The following is a 15,576-nucleotide window of genomic DNA, read 5'->3' as shown; positions in this document are numbered from 1 at the left end:
GAAGGAATGCGGTCATTCCGCCCGAACCGACGGTCGAGAGGCCGCTCTGACCAACGCGGGACCGACGGCCCGCGTCGCGGTTCGTGGCCGGGGCCGCGCTCACTGCTCAGCCTGCGCACCACGGCGGGGCAGGCGTTCCTGTTGCAGGTCGTTGCCGTGTTGTTGCTGGTCGGAGCCGCGGTGACAGCCTTGGTGATCCAGGCCGACGGCGACAGCGAGAGAGAAGCCGAGCGCATGTCGGTGACAGCGGCCGAGTCCTTCGCGAACGCTCCGGGCACGGCCGAGGCACTGAGCGCGCCGAATCCGTCATCCGTCCTCCAGCCGCGAGCCGAAGCGGCCCGTCAAAGGGCGGGCGTGGACTTCGTGGTGGTCATGGACACCGAGGGGGTCCGCCTCACCTACCCCGACCCGAAGCAGATCGGGAAGAAGTTCGTCGGCACCATCGGCCCCGCACTGGAAGGCCGCACCGTCGTCGAGCGGGCGGGCGGACCGTCGCTGCCCGCCGGCGCAGGAGAGGCCGTGCAGGCCGTGGTCCCGGTGACCGGTGCCGACGGCTCCGTGGTCGGCCTGGTGTCCGCCGGGATCACGGTGGAGAACGTGGGTGACATGGTCGAACGGCAGCTGCCGATCATCCTCGCCACCGGCGTGGCCGCGCTCGTGCTGTCCACCGCGGGGGCGGCACTGGTGTCGAGCCGGCTGTGGAGGCAGACCCACGGCATGGGCCCGGCGGAGATGACCCGGATGTACGAGCACCACGACGCGGTGCTGCACGCCGTGCGGGAGGGCGTACTGATCACCGGGGCGGAAGGGCGAGTGCTGCTGGCCAATGACGAGGCACGACGTCTGCTGGGCCTCCCGGCGGACGCGGAGCGGCGCCGGACGGCGGACCTGGGGCTGGACGACGAGATGACGCGGTTGCTGGCGTCGGACGAGCCGGTCACGGACGCGGTGCGGCTGGTCGGGGACCGGCCGCTGGCGGTGAACAAACGGTCCACGGCCCCGTACGGGGGCCGGGCGGGCAGCGTGGTGACGCTGCGGGACACCACGGAGCTGGCCACCGTGACGGGGCGGGCGGAGGTCGCGCTGGAGCGGCTGAAGCTGCTGTACGACGCGGGGGCACGGATGGGTACCACACTGGATGTGACGCGTACCGCTCAAGAACTGGCGGAGGTGTCCGTGCCGAAGTTCGCCGACGTCGTCACCGTGGAGCTGTGGGATTCCGTCCGGCGGGGTGAGGAGCCGCCGGACGCGGGCACCCTGCTGCGTCGTACCGTCGTCCACGGCCGGAACGGCGACTACGGCCTCTCGCCCGTCGGCGAGCTGATCCGCTTCCCGCCCGACGGCCCCGGCGCCGCCGCGGTGGACAGCTGCCGGGCGGTCCTGGAGGCGGATCTCAGGACGTCCGACGGCTGGCGGGCACAGAACCCCGAGCGGGGGCGGCGGGTACTGGAACGGGGAGTCCACTCCCTCGTCGTGGCGCCGATGCGGGCGCGGGAGGTCTTGCTGGGAGTAGCGCATTTCTGGCGCGCGGACGCCTCCGCGCCGTTCGAGGAGGAGGACAAGTCCTTCGCCGAGGAGCTGACCGCCCGAGCCGCGATCGCCATCGACAACGCCCGCCGCTACACACGCGAGCACGCCATGGCCGTCACCCTGCAGCGCAGCCTCCTGCCCCGCGGCACGCCCGAACAGAACGCTCTGGAGGCGGCCCACCGGTACCTCCCGGCCCGGGCGGGGGTGGGTGGCGACTGGTTCGACGTCATCCCCCTGTCCGGCGCCCGTGTGGCACTGGTGGTCGGCGACGTCGTCGGCCACGGCCTGCACGCCGCGGCCACCATGGGCCGGCTCCGGACCGCCGTGTACAACTTCTCCACCCTGGACATGCCGCCCGAGGAACTGCTGAGCCATCTGGACGAACTGGTGGCCCACATCGACGCCCACGAGGCCGCCGCCGAAGAGCAGGACGGGCAGGAGATCACCGGGGCCACGTGCCTGTACGCCGTCTACGATCCCGTCTCCGGTCAGGTGACCGCCGCCACCGCCGGCCACCCGGGGCCCGCGGTCGTCCGGCCCGACGGGACCGTGACCTTCCCCCATCTGCCGGTCTCCCCACCGCTGGGGCTGGGTGCGACCCTCCCCTTCGAGGCCGCGGAGCTGACACTGCCCGAGGGCTCGAAACTCGTGCTGTACACCGACGGACTGATCCACGACCGGAACCGCTACCGCGACCCGGACACCGGGCTGGAGGCACTGCGTGCCGCCCTGACGGGAGCCGGCCGTACCCCGGAGGCCACCTGCACGGCGGTGATCGAGGCCATGCTGCCCGCTCAGCCGAGCGACGACATCGCGTTGCTCGTGGCCCGCACGCGGCGCCTCGACCCCTCGGACTTCGCCGAGTGGGACGTGGCCCGCGATCCCGCGGCGGTGGCGCCGGTCCGGGCCGCCTGCGCCCGGCAACTGGCCGACTGGGGTCTGCGCGACACCAGCTTCACCACCGAGCTGATCCTCAGCGAGCTCATCACCAATGCCATTCGCTACGGCGGCGACCCGATCACCGTGCGACTGCTGTACGACCGGAGCCTGATCTGCGAGGTGTCCGACGGCAGCAGCACCTCACCCCGCCTGCGCCGGGCGAAGACCACCGACGAGGGCGGCCGTGGCCTGTTCCTCGTCGCCCAGTACGCCGAACGCTGGGGCACCCGCTACGTCCCCGCGGGCAAGGTCATCTGGACCGAGCAATCCCTTCACGGCGGTGCGGCGGAACCCGGTGACCCCGGCGCCGTCCCGCTCGACCTGTGGAACGACGAAGCCCTCTGACGGGGACGTGCCCGGGCCGCAGGCCGCAGCCCGGAGCCCGTGGGCGGGAAACGCCTGCCCGGTCCGGGCCGACCCGCCGGCCGCCGGGCCGGAGCCCGCGGGGGCGGCCCAATGCGCCGGTCCGCGCCGCTCCGTGCCACCCGTGCCTCCGATTCATTCCATCGGGGCCGAAGGGGCCGATTCCGGGCGACGGACGGTTCTCCTCTTCGACGATGAGGGCGGCGACCGGCGCGCGAGCGACCACGACCCGGTGCTCCCGGCGAGTCGCACGGTCCGCGGTCCGGGTGAAATGAGAAGAGGGCAGGGGGACGGCATGCGTCTGACTCCGCACGAGGGGCAGCGCCCGCTGGATCACATGGCGGCGGACGCCGCACGGCGGTGGCGAGAACGCGCGGCGCTGCCGGACCACTCCGAGGCCATGGCGCCGACGGCCCTCGGCGCGGCGCACCGGCCGCGTGGATGAGGGCGTCGACCATGCCTCGCTACTCAATCGCCGGCAAGACCGTGCTCATCACCGGCGCCGCCGGCGGCATCGGCACAGCCTGTGCCCGGGCCCTGCGGGCCCGGGGCGCGAACCTCGTGCTGGCCGGCCGCACCGCTTCCTCGGTCGCGGCGCTGGCGCGCGAACTGGGGGAAGAGGGAACGCTGCCCCTGAGCGTGGACGTGACGGACCGGGCGGCACTGGACGACGTGGTGGCCCGTACCGTGGACCGCTTCGGCAGGCTCGACGTCGTCTTCGCCAACGCGGGCATCGCCCCGGCGCGTCCCGCCACGGTCGCCACCGTCGATCCCGCGACGTTCGAGCGCGTGATCGAGGTGAATCTCCTGGGTGTCTGGCGTACCGCGCGGGCGGCGCTGCCCCAGATCCGCGCGCATCGCGGTCACGTCCTGGTCAACGCGTCCGTCTACGCCTACGTCAACGGCGTCGTGAACTGCGCCTACGCGGCCTCCAAAGCCGCGGTCGAGCAGTTCGCCCGGGCTCTGCGGGTCGAGCTGAGCACGCATGGGGCCACCGCCGGTGTCCTCTACCCGGGATGGGTGGAGACCGAGATGACCCGACCGGCCTTCGGCGGCGACGATCTGGCCACGAGGATGCGCGAAGCCGGCTTCCCCCGTGCCCTCGCCGCGCCGATTCCCGCGGAAGCCGTCGCACTCCGTGTGGTGCAGGGAATCGAACGACGTACCGCGAGCATCACGGTGCCCCGTCGCTGGCAGCCCGTCGGGATCCTGCGCGGCGTGGTCAACCCCCTCTGCGACCGCCTCCTGATCCGCAACACCGGCTTCCGGTCGATCCTGCGAGCGCTCGAGAACGGAGCGTCCGCGAGCCCTCCGCACCCACCGGCTCCGACGCCGGGACCGCCGCACGCCGGCTCCCCCGCCGCGCCGGCGCCCCCCGAACCGGAGTGAGTACCCATGTCCTCCGGAACGGCCGGCACACGCGCGAGGGCACGGCGCCCGCGGTGGCCGGCCGCACAGGGCGCGGGGCAGGCCCCGACCCGGCAGACGACGCGTAGCAAGCATCCGGCCATCCGAAGGGACGGTGCGGCCGATGTCCGACAAGGCGACCGCCGCGAGCGGGTCCGCGAACGGCGCGACGCCGCCGGCACGCCGCTCCACCGCGCGCCTCGGCGCCCGCGTCAGGGCCTCCTTCGGCTCCGCCGAGCGCCCCGCCCCTCCCCGCCCGGTGCCGCCCGCGGACGAGGACGCGGTCAAGAAGGGAGCAGCGCGGCTGGGCGCGGTGGCAAGGTGGTCGTTCCGGCACTGCTGGGTCGTGCTCGGCTCGACGGCCTGCCTGCTCACACTGTGCGCCCTCGTCGGCCTGAGCGAAGGCACCCAGTGGTCCAACGGCGGATACAGTGCTGACGGCACGGCCGCCCGGCGCGCCGAGAAGGCCGCCCGGCAGTTCGCCGCCGGCACGCCGGACCTCATCCTCTACGCCCGGTCCGACCGCTCGGTCGACGCCCCCGAGGTGGCGGAGCAGGGACGGCGGCTGACCGAACGCGCCGCCCGGTCCCCGGGGGTCGCGTCGGCACTGTCGTACTGGAGCACCGGGCTGGACCCCCTCCGCGCGTCCCACGAACGCGGCGCCCTGGTGCGTATCGACCTCGAAGGCGGCGAGTCCGGGGCCGCCCGCACCGCACGCACCCTGGTGCCAACCCTGCGCTCCGCAGCCCCGGAACTGACCCTGTCGGTGAGCGGTCCCGCCTGGGTCAACGTCACCGCCACCGACCAGGCGGAGCGCGACCTGCTCCACTCGGAACTGTTCAACCTGCCCGTGACGTTCCTGGTCCTGGTGCTGGCCTTCGGCTCCCTGGGCGCCACGCTCGTACCCCTGGCGATCGGTGCGACCGCGATGTCGGGAGCCGTGGCCCTGCTGGCGGTCGCGACCAGACTCACACCGGTCTCGGTCTTCGCCGTCAACCTCAGCTGCGCCCTCGGCTTCGGCCTCGCCGTCGACTACGCCCTGTTCACCCTCTCGCGCTACCGCGAGGAGCGGAACCGCGGCCTGGGTCCGGAGGACGCGGTGGGGCGGGCGATGTCCACCACCGGCCGGGCCGTGATGTTCTGCGCCCTGACCATGGCCTGGTGCATGGCGGCGCTGCTCGTGTTCCCCCTGGGGCTGATCCGTTCGCTGGCGATCGCGTCGCTCGTGGTCGTCGCGTTCTGCGCGGCGGGCACCCTGTTCCTGATTCCCGCCCTGGTGGCCGCCCTGGGCGGCCGGCTCGACCGGTCGCACACGTCCCGCCGTCCGCCGTGGAGCCGTCCCTCCACCGACCCCTCGGTGAGTCCGGCGTGGCGCCGGGTCGCGCTCACGGTGACCCGACGACCGGTGCTGTGGGCGATGGCCGGGTCCGCCCTGCTGCTCGGGCTGGCCGTGCCCGTCACCGGGCTCCGGCCCGCCCTGATGGACGAGTCCGTCCTGCCGGCCCATGCCGAGGCGCGGACCGCCGCCGGGGAGGTCCGCGCGGACTTCCCCCACCCGCCCGACCGGCAACTGTCCGTGGTGCTGCCTCGAACGGACCCGGTGGCCCGGGCGGCCGAGCTGGACGCCTACGCGCGACGTCTGGCGGCACTGCCCGGTGCCGCCCGGGTGAGCACCGCGGCGGGGGACTACACCCACGGCAGGCTCACCGGGGCACGGCACGGCGGGGCGGCCCGGCAGCGCGGGACGCTGGTGGTGGTGTTCGCGGCGGAACCCGTCCAGTCGAGGAGCACCGCGGCACTCGTCGACGCGGTGCGCGGTACTCCGGCGCCGGGGCCCGCGCAGGTCGCGGGGACCGCCGCCCATCTCGCCGACACCCGGAAGGCCGTGACGGCCGCGCTGCCCTGGTGGTCGACGCTGATGCTCAGCGGTGTGTTCGGCATGCTGCTCCTCTTCACCAGAAGCCTGTTCGTCGCGCTCAAGGCCGCGCTCCTGGGCGCTCTGGCCATCGGTGCGGCGCTCGGACTGATGGTCCTGCTCTTCCAGCGGTGGCAGGTCCTCGGACCGCCGGCCGGAGGGGGCGAGGGCGTACTGGAGATCACCATGCCGCTGCTCGCCGCCGCCCTGGCGTTCGGCCTCTGCGTGGACTACGAGGTCCTCCTCGTCTCCCGGATGGCGGAGGAATGGCGCCGGACCCGCCGCAACACCGCCTCCATCGTGTTCGGCGTCGAACACACCGGGCGGCTGTTCACCGCCGCCGCGCTGGTCGTCGCCGTCAGCATGGGCGCCCTGATGCTGTCCCAGGTCAGCCTCCTGGTGGTCCTCGGCGCCACGATGGCCGCGATCGTCGTCCTCGACGCCACCGTCGTGCGGGGCGTCCTCGTCCCGGCGGTGATGCAGATGGCCGGCGGGGCCAACTGGTGGACGCCGACGCTGCGCCGGCGCACCGCCCCCGCGGGCCGGCCCGCCGAGGCGGAGACAGGGTGACCGCCGCCCGGATCCGGACGGCATCCCTCCTGCCTGCCTGCCGACCTACTGACTGACCGGCCTACCGACCTACCGACAATCATCGTGAGGAGCTCCATGACCGAGCTGGCTCAAGCCGTCGCCGTGATCGGCACCGCCTGCCGACTTCCGGGTGGCATCAGTGACCTGGCCGGACTCTGGACCGCCTTGGTCAAGGGAGACGACCTGGTCGGGGAAGTCCCACCGGACCGGTTCGACGCGGCGGACTTCCTGGACGGGGGCCGGCGCGGGCCCGGACGCTCCTACACCGTGGCCGGCGGCTTCCTGCCGGACGTCCCGGGCTTCGACTGCGAGTACTTCCGCGGCATCTCCCCGCGAGAAGCGCAGCACATGGACCCGCAGCAGCGGATGCTGCTGGAACTGGCGGTCGAGGCGCTGGACGACGCGGGTGTGGACCCGGCGACCTGCGCGGGGACCGACGGCGCGGTCTTCGTCGGCTGCTCCAGCCACGACTTCGGCCGTCTCGCGCAGGCCGGGCCCGGCAGGGGCGACGTCCACTCGATGACGGGCGTCGCCCTGGCCAACACCGCCAACCGCATCTCGCACCTGCTGGACTGGCACGGGGAGAGCTTCGCGCTCGACACGGCCTGCTCCTCGGCGCTCACCGCGGTCCACCGGGCGTACGAGCACCTGTGCGCCGGCCGCACCCGGCTGGCCCTCGCGGGCGGCGTCAACATCCTCCTGGACCCCCGCGTGTTCGCCGGGTTCTCCGCCGCGTCGATGCTGTCGCCCACCGGCCGGTGCCGGGCCTTCTCGGCGGACGCGGACGGCTACGTCCGCTCCGAGGGCGGCGGCCTGCTGCTGCTCAAACGGCTGCCCGACGCCCTGGCCGACGGCGACCGCGTCCACGCGGTCATCCTCGGCAGCGGTGCCAACAACGACGGCCGCACCCCGGGCATCGCCCTGCCGAACGGGACGGCGCAGCAGAGCCTGCTGACGACCACCTACGCCGCGGCCTCGGTGCACCCGGACCGTCTCGTCTACGTCGAAGCCCACGGAACCGGCACCGCGATCGGCGACCCCATCGAGTGCGAGGCCATCGGCCGCGCACTCGGGACCCGGCGTACCGTCGGCCCGCTGCCCATCGGCTCGGTGAAGACCAATCTGGGGCACCTGGAACCGGCCTCCGGAGTGCCCGGCCTGCTGAAGGCCATCCTGGTGCTGCGGCACGGCCTGGTGCCGCCCACCCTGCACGCCCAGCCGCTGAACCCGCGCATCGGCTTCCAGGACCTCAACCTGAGCCCCACCGTCCGGCCGCACCGCGTGGAGGTGTCCCCCGACGCGGTGGTCGGCGTCAACTCGTTCGGCTTCGGCGGGGCCAACGCGCATGTGCTGCTGGGCCCCGCCCCGGCCGTTCCCGGCCCTCGGGCGGCGGCCTGCGGCCCACTGCCCGTCATGGTGACCGCCCGGGGCCCAGGCGCCCTCACCGAGGCGTGCGGCCGGCTGGCCGAGCGACTCGAGGAAGCCGACGCGAGCACCTTCTACGGCGTCGCCCACACCACGACGCGGCGGCGGGCCCGGCACGACCACCGCACCGTGGTGCTGGCCGAGAACGGACAGGAGGCGGCGTCCGCCCTGACGGCAGCCGCCCACGGAGAACGTCCGGCGCCGGGCTCGGCCACGGCCAGAGCGGTGGCGCACGGCCGTGTGGCGTTCGCCTTCTCCGGGAACGGGTCGCAGTGGCCCGGCATGGGAGCCGAGCTGCTGCGCACCGAGCCGGCCTTCCGGCGGGCCGTGGAGGACGTCGCCGGCGTACTCGACGGACTGCTGGGATGGTCCGTCGTCGACGCGCTGGCGGCGGGCGACGCGGGGCGGCTGAAGTCCACCGAAGTGGCCCAGCCGTTGCTGTTCGCCTACCAGCTCGGTGTCGTCGAGGCACTGCGCGCACACGGTGTGCGGCCGCGGGCCGTCGTCGGTCACAGCGTCGGCGAGATCGCCGCGGCCTGCGTGGCCGGAGCGCTCGACCTGGAGTCCGCCGCCCGCGTGGTCGCCGCACGCAGCCGGGCCCAGGAAGCCACGGCCGGCACGGGGCGCATGGCGGCCGTCGGACTGGCCGAGGAAGAACTGGCGGCCGAGCTCGCCGCGTACGACGGCCGGCTCGAACTGGCCGGGGTCAACAGCAGGACCGACACCACGGTCGCCGGACCGGGCGCCGACGTGGCACTCCTCAGCCGGTCCGTGCAGGAGCGCGGCGTGTTCGCCCGCGAGCTGGACCTCGACTACGCCTTTCACAGCGCCGCCATGGACCCCATCAGGGAGCCCCTGCTCACCGGCCTGGCCGGTCTCCCGTCCACCGAACCCACGATGCCGTACGCCTCCACGGTGACCGGCCGCCTCTGGGACGCCGGCCCGCTGGACGCCGAGTACTGGTGGCGGAACGTCCGCGAGCCCGTGCGGTTCGCCCCCGCCGTCGAGGCGCTGGCCGCCGAGGGCTTCGACGTCTTCGTCGAGATCGGTCCGCACTCCGTGCTCGGCCCCTACCTGCGCCGGCTGACCCAGGGCGGCACCTCGCCCGCCGCGGTGGTGAGAACCGGCTCCCGGCGCGCCGACGGCCCGGCGGCCCTCAGAGGAACCGTCGCCCACCTGCTGGCCGCCGGAGCCGACGTCGACACCGACGTGCACTTCCCCCGGCCGGCACCACCGGTGGAACTGCCCGCCTACCCGTGGCAGCGGGAGCGGTACTGGGAGGCCGAGCCCGGCTGGTGGTCCGGCATCGCCAGCGACGGTGTACCCCTGCACCCGCTGCTCGGGCAGCGTGCCGTCACGGCCGGACCCGCCTGGCACGGCGTGCTGAGCACGGTACGCAGCCCATGGCTGTCCGAGCACCGGATCGGCCGGACCACCGTGCTGCCGGCCACCGGACACCTCGAAGCCGCACTCGCCGCCGGTCGTCACCACCTCGACACGACCGCGCTGGAAGTCACCGACCTCTCGATCACCAGCGCCTGCCTCCTGCCCGGCGAGGACAGCACCGACGACCTGCTCCTCCAGACCGGTCTGGACCCGCGGACCGGGACCGTGACCATCGCCGGCCGCACCGGACCGGACGCGCCCTGGCAGCACCACGCGCAGGGACGGGTGCGCCGCCTCCTGCGCCCGGCGCCCGCCCCCCTCGACCTGGCCGCGCTGCGCGCCCGGCTCCACCCCGACCCCGTACCCGCCGACGCGCACTACCGGGGCCTGGCCGCCAGCGGCATCACGCACGGCCCGGCCTTCCAGGTCCTCACCGAGTTCCGGCTCGGCGAGGGGGAACTGCTGGCCTCCTACCGCACCGGCCAGAGCACCGACGGCTACCTCGCCCACCCGGTGATCACCGACGGTGCCCTCCAGGCCGGAGCCCCGCTGCTGGCCGCACTGACGGGCGACGCGCTCTTCCTGCCCGCCGAGCTGACGGCCGTGCGCCTGTGGCACCCGCCGGCGTCCGAGGGCCACCTGCACCTGCGGCTCGTCCGGGCGAGCGGCCGGGAAGCCGTCTGGGACGTGTCGCTGACGGACCGGGACGGCCGGGTCCACATGGAACTGGAAGGCTGCCGGCTGCGTCGGTTCGACCTGCACGACGGCACCCCCGCCGCGTTGCGGGAACTCGTCCTCCGCGCGGCGCCACGGGGCGGCGCCGCGCCGGTGCGGCTGCCCGCTCCCGCCGAGCTGATGACACGGACGGCCCCCGCCCGCGCGCGCCTGCGCGACAGCATCGACGACCACTACGAGCAGGTGACGGCCCGGACCGGAGAGATCGCGGCACTGTTCGCCCGCCGTGCCGTCGAGACGCTCCTCCCGGGCAGGCCCGACTTCGGCCTCGACGACCTGTGCGAAGCCGGCGCGCTGCCGGAATACCGGCCCTACCTCCGCCGGCTGGCCACGACCATGTGCGCGTTCGGCCTCGCCGAGCGGACCACCCGTGACCACTGGCGGCTGACCGGACAGGACACCGCCACCGGCCCCCTGGACCGGATCCGCCCCCTGCTCGCGGACCTGCCCGACGCGCTGACCCTGACCCTGCCGGGTCTCCGCTGCGGGCTGCGACTCGCCCGCCTGCTGCGCGGAGAGGACGACCCCCGCGAGGTCCTCTTCGGCGAGGCCGACCAGCACTTCCTCACCCAGCTCTACGGCAACGCACCCCACCTGCGCCTGCACAACGCCTACGCCGCGGAGCTGCTCGACGCGATGGTCGAGCACTGGCCCGCCGACCGGCCCCTGCGCATCCTGGAAGTGGGCGCCGGGACCGGCGGCATGACCGGCGCGCTGCTGCCCGTCCTGCCCCCCGAGCGCACCCGCTACGTGTTCACCGACCGCTCGGCCGGCTTCCTGGGGAAGGCGAAGGCCCGGTTCGCCGCCTACGACTTCGTCGAGTACACCACCTTCGACCTCGACCGCGACCCCGCCGAACAGGGCATGCGGGCGCACGAGTTCGACGTGGTGATCGCCGCCAACGCGCTGCACACCGCCAAGGACCTGGCCGCCGCCGTCGGCCGGCTCGCCGTGCTGCTCGCCGACGAAGGCATGCTGCTGGCGCTGGAGAGCCACGACAGCGACTGGGTGTCCACCTTCTTCGGCGTGCTGGACGACTACTGGGACTACACGGACACCGCCCTGCGGCAGGACTCGCCCCTCCTCACCCGTGCGCAGTGGAAGGAACTGCTCGGCGCCCACGGCTTCGACGCCGTGGCCTGCACCGGGGAGGCACCGGACGTGGAGCGCGCGAGCGACTCGGTGATCCTCGCCCGCCGCGCGACCGCCCCCGCCATCACCTGCCCGCCGCCCGCCGAGGCGCCGCCACCGGCCGGCCGGTGGCTGGTGGCAGCGGCCGCCCCCGACGCACTGGCCGGCCCCCTCGCCGACGCGCTCGGCACCCGGCCCCTGCCGCTCGACGTGACGGACTGGGCCGCGACGGTGCCGTCCGGGCCCGACGCCTCCGTCCGCGTGGCCCTGCTGCTGGACCCCGCCTACCCGGCCGGCCCCACCGCCCCGGCGTCCGACCCGGCCGCCGCGATCACCCGCGCCGCCTGCCGCATCCGGGACGTGGTGGCCGCCCTCGGTACCTGCCGGGAAACCTCGCTGTGGCTGATCCTGCCCCCGACCGGTCTCTTCCCGGCCCCGGAACGCCCCCAGGCACCCGAGGCCGCCGCCCTCTGGGCGCTCGGCCGCACCGTCGCCAGCGAGTACCCCGCGACCGAGGTGCGGATGATCTCGCTGGAACGCTCGGGAGACACCGCACGGGACTCGGCGCGGCTGCTCGCCGAACTGCACGACCCCGGGGCCGAACGGGAGATCGTCCTGACCGGGGCCGGCCGCTTCGTCCCCCGGTTCACCACGGCCGCGCCGCCGGTCCGCCGGCAGACCGACGGATACCGGCTGAGCCTGCGCGACCCCGGCATGGCCCACCGCCTGGTCTGGGAACCGCAGGACGTCCCCGCCCCCGCGGCAGGCGAGGTGCTGGTCGCCGTACGGGCCGCCGCCCTGAACTACCGCGACGTGATGCTCGCCACCGGCCTGATCCCCGACGACCGGCCGGTACCCGGTCTCCAGGGACCCGCTCTGGGGCTGGAGGGCGCCGGTGAGGTGGTCGCCGTGGGAGCCGGAGTGACCGGCCTCGCCCCCGGTGACCGCGTCTTCGGCAGCGGAGTGGGCTGGTTCGCCTCGCACGTCGCCGTCCGGGCCGAGCAGCTGGGACGGGTCCCGGAGCGGATGTCCTTCACCGAGGCGGCCACCCTCCCCGCGGTCTTCCTCACCGTCCAGTACGGGCTGGAGCGCCTGGCCCGCCTGCACGCCGGAGAGCGGGTGCTGGTCCACGGCGCGGCCGGTGGAGTGGGCCTGGCCGCCCTGCAGTACGCGTCGTCCGTCGGCGCCGAGGTCATCGCGACCGCCGGTACGCCGGCCAAGCGCGACCTGCTGCGGATGCTCGGCGTGCGGCACGTCCTCAACTCGCGGGACCTGCGCTTCGCCGAGGACGTCCGCGAACTGACCGACGGACGCGGTGTGGACGTGGTGCTCAACTCGCTCGCGGGCGAGGCCATCGCACGCGGTCTGGAATGCCTGAGCCCCGGCGGCCGGTTCGTCGAACTCGGCAAGCGCGACCTGTACGCCAACACCCCCGTCCTCCTGGGGCCTTTCCGGCGCAACATCGCCTACTTCGGCGTCGACGTGGCGACCCTCCCCGAGCAGTTGCCGAACGTCGCGGCCGAGGAGTTCACCGAACTGTGCCGCCGGGTCACCGACGGCCGGTACCGGCCGCTGCCCCACCAGGTCCACTCCGCCGACGCGGTGCCCGAGGCGTTCCGCTCCCTGCGCCACTCCAGACACCTGGGCAAGATCGTCGTCGAACTGGGCGGGCCGGTCGCGGTGGAGCAGCCGGTGCTCCCGGCGGCCCTGGACGCCACCGGCAGCTACCTGGTCACCGGAGGTCTGGGCGGACTCGGGGCGGCGCTGGCGGAGCACCTGGTGCGACGGGGAGCCCGGCACCTGATCCTGGTCGGCCGGCGGGGCGCGGACTCTCCCGAGGCGCCCGCGCTGCTGAAGCGGCTCGCGACGGCCGGGGCACGGGTGACGACGCTCGCCGGCGACGCGGCCGACCGCGAGACGATGCGGCGGGCGATCGCCGACGCCGACGACGCGGGCCGCCCGGTGCGGGGCGTCCTGCACGCGGCGATGGTCCTCGACGACGCCCCGCTCGCCCAGCTGACGGCCGAACGCTTCGACGCCGTCCTGCACCCCAAGGTGCGCGGAGCCGCCGTACTGTCCGAACTCACCCTGGACCGCGAGCTGGACTTCTTCCACGTGTGCTCCTCGGTGGCCGCCCTGGCCGGCAACAAGCTCCAGAGCGCCTACGTCGCCGCCAACGCCTATCTGGAGGCCCTGGTCAGGCAACGGCGCGCCCGGGGCCTGCCGGGGTCCGCCCAGGTCCTGGGCGGTGTCGCCGAGACCGGCTTCGTCGTCCGCACCGGTTTCGAACAGACGCTGCACCGCCTGGGTTTCGGCTCGGTCACGCCGGAGGAGATCTGGCAGGCGTTCGAGAGACAACTCGGACACGGGCCCCACGTCGGGGTGTTCGGCCGGATGGACTGGGAGCGGATGGGCCAGTTGCTCGCCGGGCTGAATCCGCCCGCCTTCGCCGCGTGCCGTCAGGCCGCCGGACGCACGGGGGTCGGCCGTGCCGAGGCGCTGCGCTCCAGGCTCGCCGCGCTCGGTGACGACGAGGCGGCGGAAGTGGTCTCCGAGGAACTGGCCGCGCTGGTGGCCGAAGTCCTGCAGACCACCCCCGAGCGCGTCGACCGCACCTGCAAACTGGACCAGCTGGGACTCGACTCGCTCATGGTCGTCGAACTCTCCGTCGGTGTGGACCGCGCGCTGGGATGCAACATCCCCGCGCTGGAGTTCATGGCGGCGAGCTGCCTCGACGATCTGGCACGCCGGATCCTGCCGACGGTCGCCGGAGGCACCCGATGACCGGCCTCCCGGACCGCCCGGCGGTGAAACTCGACGAACTGCCGTGGTGGCGGCCGCTGGTGGTGCAGGTCGCCGGCCGGCCCCACCCGGACGACACCGCGCTGGGCGTCTTCGTCCGCCAGCTCACCGCGGCGTTCGAAGAACAGGGACACGCCGTCGTGGAATCGTCGCACGGCGACGTCGACCTGCTGCTGATCGTCACGCACATCCCCACCGGTCCGCAGCCCCTGCCCGACCGGGTTCCCGAGCAGAGCCCACCGCTGAGCGCCCGGACGTGCGGCGAACTCGGGCTGCGCGTCGGCTCGCGCCGGACGGTGGTGATCGCCCAGGTCCCCGAGCGGCTCGCCGGCCTGCGGCACACCGAAGCGGTCGAGATCGGGCGGACCGTCATGGCCCGGACAGCGGCCCCCCGCGTGGTCCTGGTCGGCCGCGGCGGGCGGGAAGCCACCCTGTTCACCCTGGAAGGCGGCCATCCCACCGAGACCGGGCGGCCGGCCGACCGGATCCGCGACCGGCTGGTCACCGCCGCCTGCGCCCGGGACGTCGGCGACCGCTACGACGTGGTCCGCGACGCCCTGCCCGCCACCGCCTGGGCCGCCTCCCCTGCACCGGCACACCTGGCGGAGGCCGGGCGGCGCATGGGCCGGCTCGGCCTGCTCCCCGAACCGGTCCGGATCGACCGCTACGTCTCGGACGGCCTCGCCTCGCTGTACCGCGAGTACCTCGGCTGGAAGCGCCTCAGCGAGGGCATGCTGTTCCTCTACGACCCCGGCCTCGACGCCGTCGTGGTCACCGCCTCCGGCAGCTGGGACGTCGACAAGCGGGACCTGCGCGAGGACGAGGTCACCGTGCTCCACCCCCGCAGCCACGGCGAGCGCCTGCGGGTCCTCGCCCCGGAGGGAGTCGACCCCAAGGGGCCGTCGGTGGAGGCATGGGAGGTGTGCGCCCTGCTCTCCTCCGTTCCCACGGTCCGTCTCGGGCGGTCGGCGAGCGGGCACTGGGTCGTGGACCCCGACGGCGAACGCACGGCCCCGCTCATCCGCGGCGGCGTGCACGCCCACGTGGGGGTCGACCGGGCCGACGCGGCGGTCATCGAGTCGGTACCGCCCAACCGGGAGCTGTACCCGTACGGCTTCGGCTGCGGGACCGACCTGATGGCCGACGTGGCGGCCGACACCGCCGCCCGGTCGCAGGCCGTCAACGATGCCGCGGATCCCAGGCTGTACGTCCGCTGGCCGATGCTCTACCACGGCGAGATGGCGGTGGAACTGTGGAAGCCCGGCCTCCCCGAACGCCCGCTCCAGGGACTGCTGGACACGTACGCCCACGCCGTCCGTTACACCCCCGACCACGTCGACCAGCCGCTGTAG

Annotated in this window: 6 protein-coding genes; all 6 read left to right on the top strand. The window is 74.2% G+C overall.

What is annotated here, in order from left to right:
- Positions 1-6 precede the first annotated feature (6 nt).
- Entirely contained in the window at positions 7-2,814 is a 2,808-nt protein-coding gene (locus ACZ7G3_RS26210) for a SpoIIE family protein phosphatase (protein WP_470928467.1), read from the top strand.
- A 313-nt stretch (positions 2,815-3,127) separates the two neighbouring features.
- A complete protein-coding gene (locus tag ACZ7G3_RS26205) occupies positions 3,128-3,277 on the top strand; it encodes a hypothetical protein (RefSeq protein WP_426601998.1) in 150 nt (49 codons plus the stop codon).
- Positions 3,278-3,288: 11 nt separating this feature from the next.
- Positions 3,289-4,221, top strand: a complete 933-nt coding sequence (locus ACZ7G3_RS26200; protein ID WP_470928466.1) for a short-chain dehydrogenase/reductase — start codon at positions 3,289-3,291, stop codon at positions 4,219-4,221.
- A 142-nt stretch (positions 4,222-4,363) separates the two neighbouring features.
- Complete coding sequence (locus ACZ7G3_RS26195) at positions 4,364-6,724, top strand: MMPL family transporter (RefSeq protein ID WP_470928465.1); 2,361 nt, start codon at positions 4,364-4,366, stop codon at positions 6,722-6,724.
- 96 nt (positions 6,725-6,820) lie between these two features.
- The gene (locus ACZ7G3_RS26190) at positions 6,821-14,206 is read left to right on the top strand and encodes an SDR family NAD(P)-dependent oxidoreductase (protein WP_470928464.1); all 7,386 of its coding nucleotides are present in this window, start codon (positions 6,821-6,823) and stop codon (positions 14,204-14,206) included.
- Positions 14,203-15,576, top strand: coding sequence for a hypothetical protein (locus tag ACZ7G3_RS26185; protein ID WP_426601994.1), 1,374 nt, complete (start codon positions 14,203-14,205; stop codon positions 15,574-15,576). The genes ACZ7G3_RS26190 and ACZ7G3_RS26185 overlap by 4 nt, the downstream gene beginning before the upstream one ends.

This window comes from Streptomyces sp. NPDC037271, assembly GCF_055603605.1.
This window is presented reverse-complemented; position numbering and strand designations above follow the sequence as displayed.